This is a genomic window from Paenibacillus sp. FSL H8-0104, assembly GCF_038050215.1.
Taxonomy (GTDB): Bacteria; Bacillota; Bacilli; order Paenibacillales; family Paenibacillaceae; genus Paenibacillus; species Paenibacillus amylolyticus.
Map to the genome: position 1 here is coordinate 3,944,700 of NZ_JBBOTC010000001.1, position 19,028 is coordinate 3,963,727.

At 44.8% G+C, this 19,028-nt stretch carries 19 protein-coding genes and 1 riboswitch; of the genes, 5 read left to right on the top strand and 14 right to left on the bottom strand.

Annotated elements, in window-relative coordinates:
• Nucleotides 1-44: 44 nt before the first annotated feature.
• From NST38_RS17510 to NST38_RS17525, 4 genes are all read right to left on the bottom strand, one after another.
• Nucleotides 45-1,391 (bottom strand): amino acid permease, encoded by a 1,347-nt coding sequence (locus tag NST38_RS17510; protein ID WP_076250278.1) that lies wholly within the window; start codon nt 1,389-1,391, stop codon nt 45-47.
• 622 nt (nt 1,392-2,013) lie between these two features.
• Entirely contained in the window at nt 2,014-2,907 is an 894-nt protein-coding gene (locus NST38_RS17515) for an aldo/keto reductase (RefSeq protein WP_076250277.1), read from the bottom strand.
• A gap of 134 nt (nt 2,908-3,041) precedes the next feature.
• On the bottom strand, nt 3,042-3,815 hold the full coding sequence (locus NST38_RS17520; protein ID WP_076250275.1) for an SDR family NAD(P)-dependent oxidoreductase: 774 nt from the start codon (nt 3,813-3,815) through the stop codon (nt 3,042-3,044).
• 78 nt (nt 3,816-3,893) lie between these two features.
• The gene (locus NST38_RS17525; RefSeq protein WP_076250273.1) at nt 3,894-4,382 is read right to left on the bottom strand and encodes a GNAT family N-acetyltransferase; all 489 of its coding nucleotides are present in this window, start codon (nt 4,380-4,382) and stop codon (nt 3,894-3,896) included.
• 178 nt (nt 4,383-4,560) lie between these two features.
• Here NST38_RS17525 and xerS point away from each other — a divergent pair, with 178 nt between their 5' ends.
• On the top strand, nt 4,561-5,667 hold the full coding sequence (gene xerS / locus NST38_RS17530) for a tyrosine recombinase XerS (RefSeq protein WP_076250271.1): 1,107 nt from the start codon (nt 4,561-4,563) through the stop codon (nt 5,665-5,667).
• 225 nt (nt 5,668-5,892) lie between these two features.
• Here xerS and mobB read toward each other — a convergent pair whose 3' ends face one another.
• A complete protein-coding gene (mobB, locus tag NST38_RS17535) occupies nt 5,893-6,438 on the bottom strand; it encodes a molybdopterin-guanine dinucleotide biosynthesis protein B (RefSeq protein WP_076250269.1) in 546 nt (181 codons plus the stop codon).
• 15 nt (nt 6,439-6,453) lie between these two features.
• On the bottom strand, nt 6,454-7,743 hold the full coding sequence (locus NST38_RS17540; protein ID WP_076250628.1) for a molybdopterin molybdotransferase MoeA: 1,290 nt from the start codon (nt 7,741-7,743) through the stop codon (nt 6,454-6,456).
• A gap of 200 nt (nt 7,744-7,943) precedes the next feature.
• On the opposite strand from NST38_RS17540, the gene NST38_RS17545 reads away from it, so the two are divergent.
• Nucleotides 7,944-8,234 carry an HNH endonuclease gene (locus NST38_RS17545; RefSeq protein WP_101313674.1) on the top strand — a complete coding sequence of 97 codons (291 nt, stop codon included), beginning with the start codon at nt 7,944-7,946 and terminating at the stop codon, nt 8,232-8,234.
• Nucleotides 8,235-8,348: 114 nt separating this feature from the next.
• Here NST38_RS17545 and NST38_RS17550 read toward each other — a convergent pair whose 3' ends face one another.
• The 5 genes from NST38_RS17550 to lpdD all read right to left on the bottom strand — a co-directional run bounded on the left by NST38_RS17550 (nt 8,349) and on the right by lpdD (nt 11,252).
• On the bottom strand, nt 8,349-9,089 hold the full coding sequence (locus NST38_RS17550) for a DUF4247 domain-containing protein (RefSeq protein WP_017688102.1): 741 nt from the start codon (nt 9,087-9,089) through the stop codon (nt 8,349-8,351).
• 11 nt (nt 9,090-9,100) lie between these two features.
• Nucleotides 9,101-9,607 (bottom strand): DUF4178 domain-containing protein, encoded by a 507-nt coding sequence (locus NST38_RS17555; protein WP_076250266.1) that lies wholly within the window; start codon nt 9,605-9,607, stop codon nt 9,101-9,103.
• A gap of 23 nt (nt 9,608-9,630) precedes the next feature.
• A complete protein-coding gene (locus tag NST38_RS17560; protein WP_036613690.1) occupies nt 9,631-10,032 on the bottom strand; it encodes a DUF350 domain-containing protein in 402 nt (133 codons plus the stop codon).
• A 95-nt stretch (nt 10,033-10,127) separates the two neighbouring features.
• Nucleotides 10,128-10,799 (bottom strand): PspA/IM30 family protein, encoded by a 672-nt coding sequence (locus NST38_RS17565; RefSeq protein WP_076210133.1) that lies wholly within the window; start codon nt 10,797-10,799, stop codon nt 10,128-10,130.
• A 111-nt stretch (nt 10,800-10,910) separates the two neighbouring features.
• Nucleotides 10,911-11,252, bottom strand: coding sequence for a prenylated flavin chaperone LpdD (lpdD, locus tag NST38_RS17570; RefSeq protein WP_076250264.1), 342 nt, complete (start codon nt 11,250-11,252; stop codon nt 10,911-10,913).
• A 153-nt stretch (nt 11,253-11,405) separates the two neighbouring features.
• Here lpdD and NST38_RS17575 point away from each other — a divergent pair, with 153 nt between their 5' ends.
• On the top strand, nt 11,406-12,197 hold the full coding sequence (locus NST38_RS17575) for a polysaccharide deacetylase family protein (RefSeq protein WP_076250626.1): 792 nt from the start codon (nt 11,406-11,408) through the stop codon (nt 12,195-12,197).
• A 108-nt stretch (nt 12,198-12,305) separates the two neighbouring features.
• Here NST38_RS17575 and NST38_RS17580 read toward each other — a convergent pair whose 3' ends face one another.
• From NST38_RS17580 to NST38_RS17590, 3 genes are all read right to left on the bottom strand, one after another.
• Complete coding sequence (locus NST38_RS17580; RefSeq protein WP_076250262.1) at nt 12,306-12,980, bottom strand: 3D domain-containing protein; 675 nt, start codon at nt 12,978-12,980, stop codon at nt 12,306-12,308.
• Between the two features lie 2 nt (nt 12,981-12,982).
• Nucleotides 12,983-13,177, bottom strand: a riboswitch (cyclic di-AMP (ydaO/yuaA leader).
• A 218-nt stretch (nt 13,178-13,395) separates the two neighbouring features.
• Nucleotides 13,396-14,118 (bottom strand): amino acid ABC transporter ATP-binding protein, encoded by a 723-nt coding sequence (locus tag NST38_RS17585; protein ID WP_076250260.1) that lies wholly within the window; start codon nt 14,116-14,118, stop codon nt 13,396-13,398.
• Nucleotides 14,105-15,568 (bottom strand): ABC transporter substrate-binding protein/permease, encoded by a 1,464-nt coding sequence (locus tag NST38_RS17590; protein WP_083684339.1) that lies wholly within the window; start codon nt 15,566-15,568, stop codon nt 14,105-14,107. The genes NST38_RS17585 and NST38_RS17590 overlap by 14 nt, the downstream gene beginning before the upstream one ends.
• A gap of 183 nt (nt 15,569-15,751) precedes the next feature.
• Here NST38_RS17590 and NST38_RS17595 point away from each other — a divergent pair, with 183 nt between their 5' ends.
• Together NST38_RS17595 and NST38_RS17600 are read left to right on the top strand one after the other, a co-directional pair.
• Nucleotides 15,752-16,927: a M20 family metallopeptidase gene (locus tag NST38_RS17595; protein ID WP_076250259.1), complete on the top strand. Its 1,176-nt coding sequence runs from the start codon at nt 15,752-15,754 to the stop codon at nt 16,925-16,927.
• A 310-nt stretch (nt 16,928-17,237) separates the two neighbouring features.
• Complete coding sequence (locus NST38_RS17600; protein WP_076250256.1) at nt 17,238-19,004, top strand: alpha-glycosidase; 1,767 nt, start codon at nt 17,238-17,240, stop codon at nt 19,002-19,004.
• Nucleotides 19,005-19,028: the final 24 nt, after the last annotated feature.

Here is a 19,028-nt window from a genome sequence, read left to right on the forward strand (position 1 = left end):
TCATAATCCGTTGTACGACCTCCACGAAAGTTGCTGAGAGTTGCTTATGGTTTGGATGGTGCTGACTGCGATGCTTTCGAGCCACGTACCTTATGAACAACATACGTGATGATCCCAAGGAACACCAAAAGTCCCACACTTGCCAGCAGACCCGTTCTGCTGGCTTTTTCCATCGCTGTCCCAGCCACAGCAGCTACAATTAATACTATGGCAATCCATACTTTGATGCGATTCCACTTCACGGGCTTCATTTTTTTAATGTACGTGATGCAGATGAGCAGCCATGTATACATTAATACCAGACTACCTGCTGTCGTCACATATTCAAACAAACTCTTGGGCATCCATAATGCCATCAAAGTAGACAGGACTAATCCAGCCGCTGTGCAACACAATGCCTGAAGTGGTATGTCCTTTTTTCCCCAGGTCTTCGTGAACAGTTTTGGTGCATCTCCATCTTCTGCGAGTTTCACCAACATGGACGTAATGGCATATAACGAAGCCACCATCGTCGAGAATCCGGCTATAATCAGAATTCCGTTGAGAATGTGGACCACAACAGTGAATCCAATGGTTGCCATGGCTTTGACAAGCGGACTTTCATCTGGAGTTAACTGAACTGAAGGCACAAGCAACAGGATCAACGCAATTGCAATCACATAGAGTGTACTCACCGATAATAGCATCACTCGACCTGATTTCACTGCATCTTTTGGTTCTTTCAGGTTAGCTGCCATCAGGCCCATAACCTCGATCCCGGCAAAAGCAAAGAATGCATAAATGAAACCGGTCCATACCCCTTTACCCCCATGCGGGAACCATTCATTCTTCAATTGCTCGGGTGTGACTTTTACAGGTAACCAACCCAGACAAGCCGCTCCTGCTATAGCTATAAATGCAACCGTTGCAGCAAGTTTGATTACAGCAAGAATATTCTCCGTTTTGGTTAATCCCTTTGCTCCCAGTGCAGCAATGAACAGACCTATAGCGGCATAGATCGCAACAAATGCCCATAGCGGAAACTTGGGAAACCAGAATTGTGAGAACAGCCCAAGTGCCGTTAATGAGCTGCCCATGATGAGCATTTCAGAGAACCAGTACATCCATCCACTACCAAAACCAGCCCAAGGTCCGAATGCTTCGCCCGCATACGTTCGAAAAGCACCTTCCTTAGGATCATCTGCCGTCATCTGCGCCAGCGCACCAAATACAAAGTAAGTGCCCGCAGCAGCGAGCAGCAACAATACAAGTACAGATATGCCGGCCCAATGAATCGCCAGACTGGTCCCTAGAAAAAATCCCGTTCCCAGTGTGCAACCCGCGCCAAACAAGGATAGGCTGACCCAACTTAGTTTTTCGTCGTCGTTTTTACGGTGTTGCTGACTTTTCATGAAGTTCCTCCTTCTGCCTTATCCCCTTACGATTTACAGGTCATGGAGGTTTTATGTCTGTATTACCAAAAGAATTATTATTAGTTTACATAATAATTAATATGTTAAGATTATTCTGATAATGAATTTAAGGTGTATGCTTTTAGAGATTATTCATAAAGATATATTTTCAATTTGATTAAAATTCGCAAAAAAAGGGGTTGACTTCAATCGCTTAGAATGGTTTTCCTTTTAAACTTGGTGGTGCGTGAATGTGGCATATGAGAGATGGTAACTAAGGTGAGAAAATGATCTCTCTATTGTGAATTTTTCATATGTTGAAATATTATAACTCAGTCGTTATTTCTTTTACATTGAACGTAGATTGCCTATTTTTCGTATTTTCTCAATATCTTCGTCGTTTTTTATAAATTTAGTCGCTTATAAGAAGGGATATTTCCTGGGATTTTTCCTCTTTCATCCTTTGTCACCCGTTTTGAACTAAGCTGACGTATAGACATTATTCCCTAAAATTTTTCGCAGCCCCTGATCCGAAAGTTATTGTGAATTTTTCATATGTTGAAAATATTTTATGTTGGTCATAAAAAAGCCGCCATATGGCGGCTTCGCTAATATTTCTGACTTAAGTCCGGCCAGTCCAATCTGCTCCGGCGATTTCTTTCCATCGTGCTCTAATTTCATCATACAATTCCTGTGGGAGTTGCCCTTTAGCCACAAGATCAGCATTTTGTTGCCAGCGATTGGGCTTGGCTGTTCCTACAATAGCTGTGTCTACACCTTCGGTACTTAGCGTAAAACGCAGTGCTGTTTCCACCGCTGCCTGGGCATCTTCACCCAGAAAACCATAGTTCAGTTCACTTAAGCGCTTCCAGTATATAAATGGATAAGCCTCTTCCGAAAGTGTATCATACGTCCAAGCCGCATTGGCAATTGGTCTTTTGGCGATGACACCCATGTTTCTTTTTCTTGCCTCAGGCAACGTAAGATCAATTGCTTCCTGATCTGCGATATTTAATGAAGTCTCCAGGCTGTCAAATACTCCGGTCTGAATCGCATATAGCGCATCTGTTGTATCCCCACTGTATCCGATAAACCTGGTCTTACCTGATTCCTTGGCACGCTGTAGCACTTCGATCACTGCTCCTTGTCGGAGTACTTCTTCGGAGCAGCTATGCAAATGGATAACATCCACATAGTCCGTTTTCAGCCTTTTCAGACTACGGTCAATCGTTTGCTCCAGTACTTTGGCATCCCAATCCGGACCTTCGATCCCGGCAGCATGTCCACATTTGGTGAACAAATAGTAGTCATCACGCCGATATGACAACACCTCGCCGATTAATTCCTCGCTGTCACCGTAACATTCAGCCGTGTCTATCACGTTTAATCCAGCATCCAGGGCACTATTCAGCAATGTCGCTACATCCGTTTTGGATACATTTTTTCCTATTTCCGCTCCGCCAAATCCAAGTGTACTTACGTTCATGCCAGTATTACCGTACTTGCGCGTTTCCATGGTTATCTTCCTCCAAGTTCAGTGAATTGGGTACAGATAAATAGAAATACAGATTAACTTCAACTTCCCTTATGTTATTACCCATGATTTGGTTATGCCACCCACTTTTCCAAACTGCAACCAACTTCATTTATTTAAAAGCCATAAATGGACATTCCACCGTCAACCAATAACGTCTGACCCGTTATGTATCCCGCTGCATCTGATGCCAGGAATACAACCGGCCCTACCACTTCTTCCAGTTCTCCCACTCGCTGAAGCGGTGTACGGCTTACAATTTCCTGCAAATACTGGGGATCATCCAGCAGTTTTTCAGTCAGAGGTGTTCGGAAATACCATGGCCCTACTGAATTGACACGGATTCCATACTTGCCCCATTCCAGTGCGAGCACTTTGGTCATATGAATTAACGCAGCTTTGGTCGCGCCATATACAACCCCTGTCCGCAAAGCCGTGTGACCGCCTACCGAAGAGATGTTAATGATCTTCCCAGTCCCACGTTCTTTCATATGCAGACCCGCCAACTGCGAAGCGAAGAAAGCCGATTTTAAGTTTGTCTGCATGATGGTCTCCCACTGCTCGTCCGTTACTTCAAGTGCTGGTGTCCGTATGTTCATACCTGCGTTATTCACCAGAATGTCCAGACTACCCATCTCCGAGATTGCCTCTTGAAACGACTCTTCCATTTGTTCTTTTGATGTCACATCCGCAGTCAGAGCTAGCGCTTTACGCCCTGTCTGTTCATAGATGTAGGCTGCTGTCTCCTCAATTTCTTTCATCGTTCGGGATACAAGTACAACGTCACTGCCTGACTGGGCAAGTCCAATCGCAATTGCTTTTCCGATCCCTCTCCCTGCACCTGTCACCAGTGCTGTCTGTCCATCGAGATGGAATGTGGGTACGTTCATGTCACTCACTCCTTCATCAGATTCTTTATTTCAGCATTCAAGCAGAATGCTTTATATGTAGGTAAACCCCGATGGGAATCAGGTTACAAAATACTGGCTTGGATTGCCCAGTTCCGGATGGAACTTTTCTCGAAAGCGGCCTCCGGTATAATCCCCTATAATTTTTCGCCAGAACGCCTGCGCAATGACATTGTTACGAACCTGGGTCACTTTCCATCTTCCTGGAAAACGTTTAAACAGCTCATAGGCTGCCCGAGTGCCCACCCCACTGCGCCGATATTTTTGCATCACAAAAAACTCAGTCAAATAGTAGTCATTATCCTTACTACCAGGCTCCAATTTCTCCACCAGAGCAAACCCTGCAGGTGCCCCATCACTTGTAATCAAAAAAGGAAACTTGCGGTCCTCTTCTGCCCAGAATGCCTCCAGACCGGGATATTCCGGAAAAATGCCGTTACTGTCCACATCAATATTCAGGTATTTGGTAAAATCATATAGATAAAATTGCATTAAATGCCGAATCACCTGACTGCGTTCCCGGGGAACCAGTTCTATTTTCATATTCATCCGGTTCACCTCCTCTGCTCTACGTATACTAATTACTTTAAAGGTTTACGCGCCGAAGGGCAAGGAAGCATACCCTACTTACTGCCTGCTTTGGTGAACAAGCTGTGAGCATGTAAATTATGGTACACTAGAGCATAGAATACTATTAAATTGAATATTAATCTTATATGTTTTTCACATGGAGGTGTCGAACTTGACCAACGTGCAAAAAGAGATTGATCGACGCAAGCTGGATGACAAACTACCTTCCATGCCTTGGTTCGTTCAGCAATTCATGGACTACAAGCTGCCTGACCTGTCCCCCTCTACCCTGCTCGAATATCTGAGAGATTACGAAGCTTTCTTCGGATGGTTGCGAGCAGAGGGGCTATCCGAGGCAAGCTCTAATAAAGAAGTTACCTTGACTGAACTGGAAGTCCTTCGCATGGATTCGGTTACCGCCTATCGGTTATTTCTTACAACCAAACGGGAAGGAACCAATTCCAGAATTACCGTATCTCGCAAGCTCTCTTCCCTTCGCTCCCTTTTTCATTACCTGAGCCAGATTGCGGAAGATGAAGACTTTTATCCTTTGCTGAAGCGGAACATTATGGCCAAAATCGAGATCAAGCGTACCCATAAACCCAAGGACACCGCTGCCAAACTCAAAGGTAAAATTCTGGAGGAAGAGGAGCTGCTGGAATTCATCGGCTATATTCTTGAAGGTTACGCTGTCGATATGGAGAAGAATAAGCAGGCCCTATACTCCCATGAAATCAACAAAGAACGGGACGCCTGTATTGCCAGCCTGATTCTGAATTCCGGCTTACGGGTGTCGGAGGTCGTGAACCTGAACGTCGATGACCTTGATCTGAACAACAAACTCCTGTATGTCTATCGCAAAGGTAACAATGATGAGACGTACAAAACTCCCGTTTATTTCAGGGAACAGGCCAAGGACGAACTCGCAACTTATATGAACCTGCGGCAATCACGTTACCGCACGCCCAAGCGGGAGAAAGGTCTGTTCATTGCTTTGCGTAACGGAGATTCTGAAGGCAGTCGAATGACCAAAAGAGCGATCCAGGCTATGATCATGAAATACGCCAAACGTTTTGGCAAACCTTATCTAACCGTGCACAAATTACGCCACTCATTCGCAACCGACTATTATTTGCAAAATGATATTTACAAAACGAAGGAGCAGCTTGGACACGCTTCTACGGAAACGACCGAGATCTATGCTCACCTTACCGACAAAACGATGTCCGAAGCCATCGAACGCCGTACTGACGACGGGATGTAACATCCCGAACATAATAAAAGCAGCAAACCACATCAAGGATTTCGATCCGAGAAAGGTCTGCTGCATTTTTTTGTTTTTTTGCATCATTCAAGGAGAAGAGCACAAGCAGAAATAATTTGGTTTACATAATAAAAATTACGTTATATTCAAAGGGGATCAATCACGCTCTCTGTACATTCAATCATATCCAGCGATCATAATATCCCACTTTTGACGTTTCTACCATTAGACTTCACCATTCTGCCTACACTCGCTCTCAACCATCGCTAGCAACGCTTTGGCTATATCCTCCGTTTCATGAACCGAGTACCATGTTATATCTCTGCTTACGGTACTCCGCTCTATAAACTGCTCTGAAGGTAACCATGAGATTATACCCACTACCCCTTTAAGTTGATTAACCAAGGTCAGATCTTTCTCTTCTCGAACCATCACAAATTTGGGATAAGAAACATTCTTGAATCCTTCAACAACAATCCAATCATAATCCGATAGATAGCTCAGCATATCCTCCAGCTTGGTTGCCTGTCGCTCCATAATCGCAGTACGTTTCTCTGACATGATAACCACCGCCGAAGCCCCAGACTCTCCAAATCGATAAGAATCCGTTCCTTCTTGATCCATCTCAAAATGATCATGACCATCATGCTTAATTGCTGCTACTTTAAGTCCCATAGAAGAAAAGTGCCCGATCAGCGCGGCTGTCAGGGTTGTCTTGCCTGTGTTTTTGTATCCAACAATCTGTATGATATGTGGCTTTGTATCACTCATTGTAGTCATCCACCACTACCTCACATGACCTGAGGGCAGTTTGAGAATACGTACCTGCTCACCCGCAGGAATGCCTTTTTTCTCAGGTGGAACAACAATCAGGCAATCACTGTCCTTAATGGTGATCATCACGCTGGATTCATCTACACGGGCGGCAGCCGGTATTGCGTACACCATGCCGTTGCGGATCTCCGTGCGTCCACGGACGAACCGTGTGAAATTATTAACTTTGGTGTACTCTTCTTCCAAGATCGCAGTCCATTCTTCCATATAAGGATGAGCATCCGCCTGCATGGAACGTATGGTTGGACGAACAAACAAACCAAAACCTACAAAACAGGCCCCCGGGTTACCCGAAAGTGCAAAAAGCAATTTATCTTTATATATAGCAGCTGTGGTCACACTGCCTGGTCGCATCGTCACTTTGTTAAACAACATCTCCACATGTTCTTCCAGCACAAGTTCGCCCATAATATCATAATCCCCGACGGATACACCGCCTGTGGTCACCACGATATCATTATCTTGAATGGCTTCTTCCAGTTTGGCCCTTGCCGTATTCACATCGTCTGCAATAGAACCGTACATCACAGGCTCTCCACCTGCTTCAACAACCAGAGAGCGCAGCATGTAACTGTTGCTGTTCCGAATCCGACCTGGTTGTAATGGCTCATCTACATCAAGCAATTCCGTGCCGGTTGCGAATATCGCCACCTTTGGACGTTGAAATACAGGAACTTCTGCTATGCCAAAAGTAGCTAACACGGACTGCTCTCCTGCCCTGATGATCGTTCCTGCTTCGAGCAGTTGCTGTCCCTCTTGGACTTCCAGTCCGATTGGGGTGATATTAGCACCCGACAATATGTGCCGTTTCAATGCAATCCACTGTTCTCCATTCTCTACCTTGCTCTCGGTCATCTCCATCATAACTACCGCATCCGCACCTTCCGGAACCTGTGCACCCGTCATGATGCGAGCCGTCGTACCTGAAACAATGGTGTGATCCGAGGTGTAGCCGCAAGGAATTTCATCAATGACTCGAAACCAAACTTGATGATCACTCGATGCATCTATGGTATCTGTACTGATAATCGCGAATCCATCCATACCCGATCTCCTGAAGAATGGATACGGATGGGGGGCCTGAATCGTCTCTGCAAGTGTGCGGCCATGAGCAGATTCAAGGTGAACTTTCTCTATGGAGCCTACAGTAACTCTTGCAGCTATTTTGGCCTGGGCATCCGGTACCTGTACAGCTGTACGATTGAATTTGGCAGTTGTCATATCATGTGAATGTGAGTTCATTTTCAAAAGTATTCTTACCTCCTAAAGACTATCATCTTTTAAGAAAGTGTAGCCCGAATACTGTAAGATAACAAGTACATCACTTATTGAATGCTGTGACAAAATCTTATTTCTTACAGGTGTAACATTCCTTGACCTATGTTCAACATGAAAGGCATCTTGTCTGCCCATAATATAAGTGACAAAGGGAGGCGATGATCATGAGTAATCGATGTGAATTATGCGGAAGAGAACCTGTGAATACGACCGTTCATCATCTGACACCGAAAGAAATGGGCGGAACATTTCTGCCAACGGCCAACCTGTGTATCCCCTGTCACAAACAGATTCATTCGCTATACACCAATCGCGACATTGTAACCCTTGGTCTCACTGATCTGCAATCCTTGAGACAGGATGAACGAATGATTCCATTTATCCGCTGGATTCGCAAACAGCCTGCTACAACGATTCCCCGTGTACGTAAATCCAATCATGTTCGCAAATTGTAAACCAAAAAGAACAGCTCCAAGGTAAATGCGCGGATAGAGATAAATCCGTCATACCTTTTCCTGTTCTTTTTGGATTGAACTATATGTTGGGCAGCCAAGCTTATAATTAAATCATTATCTTCGCCTCTTAATTCGGCCGCCGCCCACTCTGGTTTTTGGTTTTTTGTAGGATTTCTTAGGTGAATCAAACAACCCACCACTACTCTTGTTGCGATCAATGGTTCCCTTGCTCTGATCCTTGTTACGGTTGAATAATCCTCCGCCAGATCCCACGCTTGAATCTTTATCGCTTCCGCGCCTTGTAATCGTACCTTTCCGATCAACAGTAATAGGTGGAGCAAGCTTCTTGTCATTACTTGTTGGTGCACGATAAGATCCTGCACTCGGTTTATACGTATCTTTATTGGTATATCCTCGATAGTTGCCATAACCTCGCCCGCCAAAAGAATCGAACAGATTACCAATTAATGTAGCGGTGAGGTAACCTTGTAAAAAAGATGAATCGTAGTTCTGCCGAACATATTCCTTGGAGTCCACCTCAACCAATGTATCCTCCGGCTTGTTCGGGTCTTGTTGCAGGTGATAATACTCGTCCTGATACACGAGGAACATACGCTCTGTATTCTCTGCCGAGATTTGATCCGGTTGCCGCTGGTCAGACAATTCCTGAGCCACTTCCGGAACGGTACGGTCCGAAGCCCGGTACACATAGGACGTTGAGTTACCACTGCCGTTAACCGATTCAAGCGGATATGTGTCCTGAACAGAAGGCGCTGCTCCGCACGCGGACAACAGAGACATGACAAGGCTGAGGACCAGCATTAATTTTAATCCATGTGCCAAGCGTTTTTTCATTGGAACCTCTCCTAGCTCGAATGAATCACTTTGATATCCGCAGGAAGAATGGACTCACCCTCATACAGTGTAAATCTTCTGTCTTGCCACTCCACGCGAAGAAGCATATTATCATCCGACTGATACTGCCATACCAATTGTTCTCCAGCCTGGCCATATGGAGTTCTACCTGCCGTTGATACCATGCCTCCATACTCTTCCTCCAGATGATATGCGCGCCCATCCAGGTCCAGCAATGTAGGCACCTCATCAGGCGCATCAAGCCTGCCATCAATTGGTGTATATAGGGCGTAACGTGTGAGTTCCCGTTCTTCGATATGCAAATATCGAAATGCGGTACCATCCTGTAGCGTGAGCACAACTGCATTTCGAGCACGATTTTGTACCCGACCAACGACTTCATAAGTGACCAGAGAAACCTCACAGATATCACCAGGTGCAAGCTGAAGCATCGTTTTCTCTGCCTGCGGTGGTTCAGGTTTCGTTAGTATTCCTTTAATTCGTTTCCATACACTCATGAGAATTACTCCTGTTCCTTATCTTATAAACAAGCTGCAATAATCAGTGCGCCCACGATATGTAAAGCGCCAGAGAACAACCCGTACCCTGTCTTCCCTTGCTGAATTCCCGTATCCAGATCCAGGTTGGCCCATTTGCGAATCATAAAGTGTACAACACTCTCCAGAATCAACAAAATGATAAAGGATACAACGGAGACCAGCAGTGCTTCTCCCAGGTGACCGGCCGTAGAAATGGACGTAGCGAGTACATATCCTTGTGCAAATAATTTCATAACCATACGTGTAGTAACGGCCATATTGCCAGCCTTAACTTCAGCAAAATCCTTATATTTCGTGAACAGTGAATCAACATACATCAGGACAAACAGCAAAACCGAACCAGATCCGGTCCAGACCAGCATCGCCAAAATGTTCAAATCCATTTACACAGCCCCCACATATCAACATGAACCGCATTTAAAAGCGAAGGAGAAATACTCTTCTCCTCCGCTGGTTAACCTTGCTGACAACCAAGGTATTAGTTCTTATTATCGTACTGTTTCATCAATGCTGCGAGTTCATCTTCAACAGCCTGATCTTTACCCAACTTCTCGAACTCTTCATCCAAAGATTTTCCTTTGGAAGACATTTCGTTACTTGCTTCAGCCTGTGCTTCCATCTGCATCATTTTCTCTTCCATACGCTTCATACCAGCACTTGCAGTATCAGAGCCAAACCCATTCAACGCTTTGTTGATTTCCGTTTGGGCTTTTGCTGCATTGTAACGGGCTACCAGTGTTTCACGTTTGTTCTTCATTTGAGTCAACTGCTTACGCATTTCGTCAAGCTTGCCACGCAGGTTATCTGCAGAAGCCTTGTTTTGGTCATAGCTGGTTTTGTACTCAGCCATCTTCTCTTCAGCAGCCTTTTTCTCTTCCAGGGCACGTCGAGCCAGATCCAGATTCTGAGCACGTGCCGCCGTATGCGCCTGCTCTTCACGTTTCTTCACAAGAGCTTCCTGCTCTTCGAACAACTGCTTGAATTTCTTCTCAATGGCGATCTGTTGAGCTACTGCTTTCTCCGCATCTTCCAGATCCTCTTGCATGTCACGGATATATTGGTCCGTCATCTTGATTGGATCTTCCGCCTTGTCAATAATGGCGTTGATGTTAGACATAGTTAGATCACGCAAACGTTTGAAAATGGACATTATGTTATTCCTCCTAGTCGATATTACATCGTATATAAACATACATACGTAACAATCTACAACTCGTTTCAATTTTAGCAAATAAAATCAAAACATTGAATGGTTCTTATGTCAGGAAAATCGTTTATCTTTGTTCAGATGATCCTCCATCAACCTCTCTGCAGTCTGCACGATTTCGTCGATCTGCATCCGCGTGATGGAATCAAAATGGATACCCATGATCACCGTAACGGTTACTTTCAGCTGCAAGGCAGCCTTTCGGGCAAGCCGCTCACACAGCTCTTGTTCTTTATGCCCAGGAATATGTACTGTCATCCCGCTTACGCGCTCATGATCCACGTAGAACGTGGCTACTGCGCCAATATGTGCCTTTCCTCCGGTAACGAGAAAAACCTTATCTTCTCCTGCTTCAATCACCTGTAAACGTATGGATTTCAAATCATATGTACTCATACCCATCCACCTATCCTTTTCTATATGTTATATATGGAGGAATTATGGCTGTCATGAGCTAAATCGGCAATGAAACTTCTCACACTGCGCATATTTTATGGAGCTCCCGGGCATACCAAGGAGAACGTCATTTTGGAAAAGGAGGCCGTTATTATGCGCGTACGCCTCATTATGCTAATGGTTATCGTTATTTTTCTCGGAGGATATCATGCTCCAGTTTCATCGCGGGATGTTTCAAGCCCGCCAAGTGAATCCGTATCAGGTTCGGATTCTGCGGAAGAAGAACAACTGACATTGGGACAATTACGTCAAAAATATGCCGATACGTTCAAAACCAATGGTCCTTCAACCAAGAAGGTTGCACTGACTTTTGATGATGTACCTGATCCACGATTTACTCCACAAGTGCTGGATGTATTGAAGAAATACAATGTCAGAGCTACATTCTTTATCGTGGGTAGTCGTGCTGAGAAACATCCGGATCTGGTGAAACGCATCGTTAAGGAAGGGCATATGGTTGGTAATCACAGCTACAATCATCCTGAATTCAGTAAGCTGTCGATGAATGCCTTTCGCAAACAAATTTTACATACCGGGGATATTATTCGACGTTTGGCAGGATATACGCCCAAGATGATTCGGCCGCCTTATGGAGACATTAATGAAGAACAGCTGAGATGGGCTGCCAAACAACACTATAGCATTGTGAACTGGAACGTAGACTCCCTGGACTGGAAAGGCCTTTCAAAGGAACAGGTGAAAGATAACATCCTCTCTGCCGTGAAACCTGGCTCCATCGTTCTGCAACATGCTGGAGGCGGTGTAGGATCAAACCTGAACGGCACGATTGAGGCTTTGCCTGAAATCATTGAGGAATTGCGTAATCGGGGATATGAACTGGTCACCTTGGACGAAATGTTGGGATTGCCAAAGGCCAAAGATTAAGATGAACGTGATAGAAAATAAATTAGAATATTAAAAGGGTGCTGTTCAATCGCGAATTAGCGACTGGCAGACACCCTGTTTGAATTCATTTAAAATGTTATTTTCTCTCTACTTCAGAATGTACAGCTCGATATCCTGAAATCCAAATGAGCTTACAGACTGTTTGCTACCGGGGATAAAGATATCAATCCGGTGACCTTTGATTGCACCACCCACATCCCGCGCTGTGGCTACAAAAGCCTGTTTTGGCAATCCTGGATGGCTATGACCAGTTACCAGTACTTTGGTTCCGAGTGGAATTACACTTGGATCAACTGCAATCGTGCCCAGTTCAAGGTCATTTCCGAAATAATCGACTGCACCCCATCCTCCATTTTCAGACGGATCTGCAGAGTATGCCGTTGCTTTCACGTTAACGGCTTTGCTGTAATCGAATGTTTTACCCCAGGCTTGAACCACTTTGTTATCTGCGTTAACGTCCAAACTTGCTGTGGTAACTGTTTTGGCTGGGGTCTTGCTCTCCGTTGCCGCAGCGGCTGCAACATTGTTTGCCTTACCGGGAATCGTAATTTTCAAACCACCATAAATGTTGTAAGCCGAAATGTCGTTGTTTGCTTTAACCAACGTGTTGAGTGCTACTCCATATTGTTTTGATAAGGTGTAGAAGGTATCCCCTTCTTTGGCCACATGAACTGAATCGGCGTGAGCCGGAACGGCTTGAATGAGCATTGCTGTTGTCATTAATGCTACTGCTGTTTTGGCTATACGTTTCTTGTTAATCATGGTCTTCCTCCCTCATTGTGCCTGCGAAGTTAGTTGTCGGATTCGGATGAGGAGCCCACCCTATAGGTTATTCGTTACATTTGAAACGTTATGTACCCAATTCACCCCAAGCAGTGTGCTGTAGATCTTCCCCCTGCACAATCTGCATCGTTACATCCCCCACACTCCCTGTCCGGAAGTTTCGGCAGAGTTCAATATATCACAATTTTGTAACCTGAACTTGTAGTAATTCTTACCAAATGGTTTTTAGCATGTCATCAACTGTAAGAATACTGGATAATTCAGAAAAGTTGGCGAACCGACTTCTTTATATTTGGTAACAGAAAAGTTACTTTTCCGAATCCACACGTGATTATTATCCATAAAAAAATAGCGTTACCGACTCGAAGTCAGTAACGCTATTTGATCACATCGTTTAGAGTACTTTCGCAAGAAAATCACGTGTACGTGAATTTTTGGGTGCTCCAAACACCTCATCAGGTGTTCCCTCTTCCACAATAACCCCGCCATCCATGAACAGGATTCGGTCTCCCACTTCACGTGCAAAACCCATCTCATGTGTTACGATGACCATCGTCATTCCGCCTTCTGCAAGACGTTTCATGACATCCAGCACTTCACCGACCATCTCAGGGTCCAGTGCCGACGTAGGCTCGTCAAACAGCATCACATGCGGCTGCATGGCCAATGCTCTAGCAATGGCGATCCGCTGTTTCTGTCCACCAGACAGCTGATTCGGGAATGTATCTTTTTTATCGTACAAACCCACGGTGTTAAGCAGATCAGAGGCAATTTTCTCCGCTTCCTGAGTGGATTGTTTCTTCACTTTAATCGGAGCAATCGTGATGTTTTGCTGTACCGTTTTGTGTGGGAACAGGTTGAAGTGCTGGAACACCATGCCCATTTTCTCACGAGTTGCGTTAATGTTATGCTTGGGGTCCGTGATTGACACGCCTTCAAAATCAATCTCTCCTGAGGTAGGCTGTTCCAGCAGATTCAGACAACGCAAGAAAGTACTTTTACCTGAACCGGAAGGACCGATGACCACGACAACCTCACCTTTGCCAATCGTCACGTTTATGCCCCTAAGCACATCGTTATTTCCATAAGATTTGTGTAATTGTCTAACGTCTATCACTTGCACTCAACTTCCTTTCCAGTCGTCCCAGCAGCTTGGACAAAATGAACGTCATTACAAAGTAGATGGCTGCTGCAATTAGAAACGGACTCAACCCTTGGAACGTAATGTTCTTGACCACGCTAGCCTGATACATAATGTCCACCATACCGATAACGGAGATAATGGAGGATTCTTTGATGATAGTTATGAATTCATTACCGATCGCTGGTAATACAGCTTTGAAGGCTTGTGGCAATATGATATAACGCATCGCGGCGCCTCTTCCCATACCTAATGAACGCGCTGCCTCCAACTGACCACGATCCACACCTTGGACACCTGCACGGAAAATCTCCGCCAGATAGGCACCACTATTGATTGAAAGTGTAATGATACCTGCCTGAAGTGCAGTGAAGTTAATGCCAAAGCTCAGGGAAAAACCATAGTAAATAATCATCAACTGTACCAACATCGGTGTGCCACGGATCACTTCAACGTAAGCCGTACCAATCCAGCGCAAGATTGCAACGTCATGCAAACGGAACAAACAGATGATCAATCCAATAATTACCCCGAAGATAACCCCAAGTGCAGACAACAGAAGTGTGTATCCTACACCTGTAGCATAGAAACTTTTGTACTCCCAGAATACTTGGAAAATATTTTGTGATTTGTTCGCTTTATCCGCCATCAAGAGGCTGGCGTCCGTCACCATCTGATTGATTTTATCTTCGCTTTTCAGTCGCTCCAGTGTTCCATTTACTGCAGCTAGCAGCTCGGTATTACCTTTACGAATCCCGATTGCCGCTTCTGCTTGCTCTTCGTCCGGAACAGCAGCAGCAAGTCCAATGATATCGTCCAGATAACCTGCAGCAACGGTATCTTCAACGATTGCCGCATCAATGCGTTTTGTTTGCAGTTGAAGCACGATATCCGAGATTTTATCCAGCGCAGTAAGCTTCGCTCCTGGAATACTCTGTCCGATCGTTTCCTGAATGGAGCCTTTCTGAACGCCAATCTTCGCATTTTCAAGTTCTGCCATAGTTGGATATTTGTCTTTATCCACATTGCGAACCATAATCACTTGTTTTGATTTATAATAGGTGTCGGAAAAATCGATACTTTTCTTCCGCTCATCCGTCGGCGTCATACCTGAAATCACCAGATCAACACGCCCGCTCTGCAATGAAGGCAGGAGACCGTCGAAGCCCATATCCTCAATCACAAGCTCAGCGCCAAGATCTTTGGCAATCTCTTTGGCGATCTCAATATCGAAGCCGACGATTTCATCTTTGCCATTAATCACTTTATGGAATTCGTATGGTGCAAAATCGGCACTTGTACCGAGCACCAGCTTTTTACTGTTTGAATTATCTGTAGTTCCACTTGCAAGTGCCACAGGAACGGCAGTCGTCAGCAGAATAACAAAGGTCAACAGCATCATGGTGTAACGACTTATTAATTTCAACCTTTTTCTCTCCCCTTACAATACTTTGTATGCTTCTCATGTTGATGACTGAGTCATTATAAAGTACAATGCATGATTATGCAATGCATTTTGACAATACAAATCTTGACTTGTTTCTGAAAAAATAAAGCAAACATGATATAATCAATGAATTATTTTCATTTTTGCATAAGGAGTTTACTAATGACAGCTAACAAATCACAAATTCTGACGGTTATTGATCAATATGCTTCCCGTTTTAAAGCCATTTCATCATATATCGGTGCCAACCCCGAACTGGGAAATGAAGAGTTCCTTGCTTCTGCTCGTCTAAAAGAAGAACTTGTCTATCACGGGTTCACTGTAGAGGCTCCTATCCTTGGACTAGACACAGCTTTTATTGGAACCTATTCAGCCGCTAAACCCGGCCCTACCATTGCGTTATTGTGTGAATATGACGCGTTGCCGGAGATCGGTCACGCTTGTGGTCACCATCTGATCTGTATGATGAGTCTTGGAGCTGCAGTTGGGCTGAAATCCATTCTGGATGAAGTAGGTGGAACGATTAAAGTGTTTGGCACCCCCGCTGAAGAGACACGTGGTGCCAAAGTACCGATGGCGGAAGCAGGTTTGTTCGATGACTGTGACGTCGCTCTCATGGCGCATCCATATTATGCCTACGAAAAGTCAGGCAGCTCGCTGGCTATTGATGCTGTGCAATTTGAATTCCATGGCCGATCTTCACATGCCGCTGCAAGTCCGCACGAAGGTATTAATGCACTTGATGCTGTCATTCAAACGTTCAACGGGATTAATGCATTCCGTCAACAAGTGAAAAGCACCGTTCGGATTCATGGTGTGATCAACAACGGAGGTCAGGCAGCAAATATCATTCCTGACTATGCTTCTGCGCAATTTTATGTACGGGCAGCAACTCGTAAAGAACTGAATATCCTCACAGAACGTGTGATTCAGATCGCTGAAGGTTCTGCTCTCCAGACAGGATGCAAGCTGGTGACATCCAACTATGAAACGTCCTATGACGAGATGGTTACCAATGAAGCATTCTCAGCTGCGTTTAGTCAAAATCTGATGGAACTTGGGATCCCGCAAGAAGAGATTGTGAGTGGTAATGATCACGGCTCTATGGACATCGGTAACGTTTCCCTGAAATGTCCTGCAATTCATCCCTACATTCGTGTTGTAGACGAGGTGCATACACTGCACTCCATAGCCTTCCGTGACCTTGCACTTCAGGAGCGTGCGCTGGATGGCATGATTCTGGGAGCCAAGGCACTTGCAACAACAGCCTATGACGTACTGAGCCAGCCAGAGCTGCTTCAAACCATCCGCACGGAGTTCGAGCAAGCTATTCGCTAAAATTCACTTTCAACATGTTATATAGGGGTGCCCTGAACAATCTTGAATTCCAAGCTGTTTAGGGCACCCTTTTTTCTAAATTAGCTGTAAGTATATTCAGCACAAAGCTGGAAATGCTGTGAAAGAAACCTTTGAAAACGATGAAAATAATACATTTTATTACAGTAAATGTGATTCGTTTGCTGACTAACTTGGTTAATTATAACTATAAGTGCGTGTTCAAAAGACCGGTTTTCAGTACCGAGAAGATGGGATGAAGCGGTCTTTTGAACAACCTCTATAACTTATCCTATATTCAGGAGGTGCTGTCATGCTGCTCGAAGCCATGTATCATGTTCCTCGTGACAAATGGGCTTATGCCTATAATTCGTCTACCATACATCTGCGCGTACGAACCAAACGTAATGATGTGCAATACGTGACTGCACTGACCGGAGATAAGTACGATTGGAATGGAACGTACAAGGAAATTCAATTGGAGAAGGCTGCTTCAGACAATATGTTTGATTATTGGGAGGCTGCCGTCAAGCCACAATTCAAACGTCTCACTTATATATTTCGGATAACTGCGGGTTCAGAAGATGTTTTTCTAGCGGATAATGGAATTCATTATGAGACCCCCTATCCAACGGGAGGATATTATGAGTTCTCGTATATACATGAAATTGATGTGTTTAAGGTGCCCGAGTGGGCCAAAGAAGCCGTCTTTTATCAGATCATGACGGAACGGTTTGCTAATGGAGATCCCAAGCTGAATCCAAAAGAAACCCATGACTGGGGTGGCAAACCTGAGTTGGACAATTATTTTGGTGGAGATTTGCAAGGTGTGCTGGATCATCTGTATGACTTAACTGAACTTGGAGTGAACGCCATTTACTTTACCCCGTTATTCCAGGCCAATTCCTATCACAAATACGACACGATTGATTATAAAAAAGTCGACCCCCATTTCGGTGATAATGCCCTGCTTAAACAATTGACAGAAGAATGTCATCGCCTGGGTATACGTGTCATGCTTGACGCGGTGTTTAACCATTGCAGCGAAGACTTCCCTCCTTTTCAAAACGTTCTCCAGAATGGAAAAAACTCTAAGTATGCCGATTGGTTCCACATCAATGAGTATCCGGTTCAGATCAAGGACGGTATACCAACCTACGATACATTTGGTTTCTATGGCAACATGCCCAAGTTCAATACAGCCAACCCTGAGGTTAAGGCATATCTACTTGATGTAGCTGAGTACTGGATCAAGGAAATTAAGCTGGATGGGTGGCGTCTGGATGTAGCAAATGAGGTGGACAACCATTTCTGGCGTGATTTTCGCAAGGTTGTTAAGGCAGCGAACCCTGAAGCCTATATTGTTGGTGAAGTATGGAGCGACTCCTTGACCTGGCTTATGGGAGATCAATTCGATTCCGTCATGAATTATCCATTTGCCGACAAAGTGCTTCAGTTCTTCTGTGGTTCAATGGACGGTTATAACTTTGCCAACGAGATGGGTTCACTTATTATGCGCTATCCGCAGCAAACCAACGAAGTGATCTTTAATATGCTGTGCAGCCATGATACTCCTCGCCTGCTCACCCGGTTAGGAGAAGACAAACGCCGATTAAAGTTGTCGGTTGTATTTCTTTTCACCTATATCGGTACACCTTGTATCTTCTACGGCGACGAAGTTGGGATTAGTGGTGATGCTGACCCGGATTGTCGAAAATGTATGGAATGGGACCCTGCCAAGCAAGACAGAGAACTGTATGATTTCTATCGTCTGATGATTGATTTACGCAAAAGCAATGAAGCCCTGCGCAAAGGACGCTTCCGATTCCTCAAGGCGGATCACAATGATCCCTGTATCGTGTACGAGCGTGTGGATGACAACCTTCACTTTACCGTATGGATGAACAATACACCTCAAGATCGAACGCTTTCTCATCCCATGGAAACAAAAGACTGGAAAGATGCATTAACTGAAGAGCCTGTGTTTCCAGCCGATGGAATGATGAACATTAAGCTTGACCCCTATGGGTATCGCATTTTGTACAGACAGCTTGATCCGGCAACTATCCAACACAACTGAGGTTTAAATTCTAAACAGTCATAT